The sequence below is a fragment of the Bartonella sp. AA126HLJHH genome (assembly GCF_042197425.1).
Classification (GTDB): domain Bacteria; phylum Pseudomonadota; class Alphaproteobacteria; order Rhizobiales; family Rhizobiaceae; genus Bartonella.
Genome location: NZ_JBHIRU010000085.1, coordinates 1 through 1,347 on the forward strand (window position 1 = coordinate 1; position 1,347 = coordinate 1,347).

2 protein-coding genes are annotated in these 1,347 nt (G+C 37.5%); one reads left to right on the forward strand and one right to left on the reverse strand.

Translation table 11 applies throughout. The annotated features are described in order from the left end of the window. On the forward strand, positions 1-479 hold a 479-nt coding region (locus ACFIQC_RS09815), incomplete at its 5' end, for a hypothetical protein (protein WP_375707133.1). 9 nt (positions 480-488) lie between these two features. On the opposite strand, the gene ACFIQC_RS09820 is transcribed toward ACFIQC_RS09815, so the two are convergent. Continuing rightward, positions 489-1,115, reverse strand: coding sequence for a hypothetical protein (locus ACFIQC_RS09820; protein WP_375630707.1), 627 nt, complete (start codon positions 1,113-1,115; stop codon positions 489-491). Between the last annotated feature and the right edge of the window lie 232 nt (positions 1,116-1,347).

Genomic DNA, 1,347 nt, shown 5'->3' on the forward strand with positions numbered 1-1,347 from the left:
AACCAAACGGACGTATATCACGTGCAAAAGCACCGCGTGAAGCCGTTGATAAATTGGCAATAGAAATGCGTGCAAAGTGCTTTGGTTTAACGCTACAAGAGGCAAAAAATCCACTTTCTGGTACCTATATCGGGCGGCTTTGCTTGCAAGGCGTGATTACTCAAGAGCAATACGACGCCGCGCAACAGTATTTACAGATAAGGAATAATTACCTTTGTGCAAAAGGCTTGCCTAATGCAATTTATGACGAAATGCCATCATCATCTGATGATAAGGCAAGAGATAAATGGGTAGAATTTGCAACAGAGCAGTTTATAAACACGCAAGAGGCACTAAAAGAAGCACAATGCCTTTATAGACAGTACAATCTTCACGCTGCGCTACAGTACCTCGTTATAGAAGATCAAATGCTACCCCACCTTGTGAATTCACTGCGCGTTGCTCTTAATGTGCTTCAGAAACATTTTGATCGTAAATGACAAGCTCTATTACGGTTGCATTATATAGTATATCCTTCGTAAGTTTCCGCAATGTTCACTGAGTTCCTTTAACCATTTATGATCATTTGTTTTCACGTGAGATACTATGTTATCTACTTGTTCTTTTCTGAAATCGTAACGCTTATCTATAGCCGTCATAAATTTTTTTGCATAATAAATCATTGGATCCTCGTTATCATTGACCACGTCGTATGCCCACATAAAATCGCTTTCACTCCAATCATATTCATCGCGTAAACGCTTTATTACATTGGGTAGATCCATTTGCGACATCTCCTTATTATAATCACCCCGCAATAAACTCATAAGGGATGCACAACCAACAACTGATATGTGACGATACAATATATCTTCCTTGTTAAAAAATGAATATTCTCCGCCATTTCTGAGTGAAAGTTCTTCTGCTTTGCGTACCTTTTCAGAATGCATAGAGCCAATATATGATTCACTTACGTATTTATTGTAAAGTTGATTATACTTCTCTATAGTATCTACACTTGTAAACATACGCGTCAATTTGTCTATAAATCCAAATGACGCTGATGCAGGTAGCGCTGATATAGAAAAGAAAGCTATAAATGTTATGATGCGTGTTATGGATAATGATTTCATCATTTTGAACCCTTAATTATTCATAAGTGCTGTTTAACTGATTCCCTTTGAAATTATCAATATGTGTTATTTTAGTGTTGACAAAGTGTAGCAAATCGTATTTAATGACAGCACTGTACTTGGTTGTATTGTATCTAAACGAGGGACAGTGCAGTTTTGAATCCCCGCAAATGCGGGGTTTTTTATTATCTGGAGGGCGTATTTTATGACATCAGAAAATACACAGCAGGCTCCA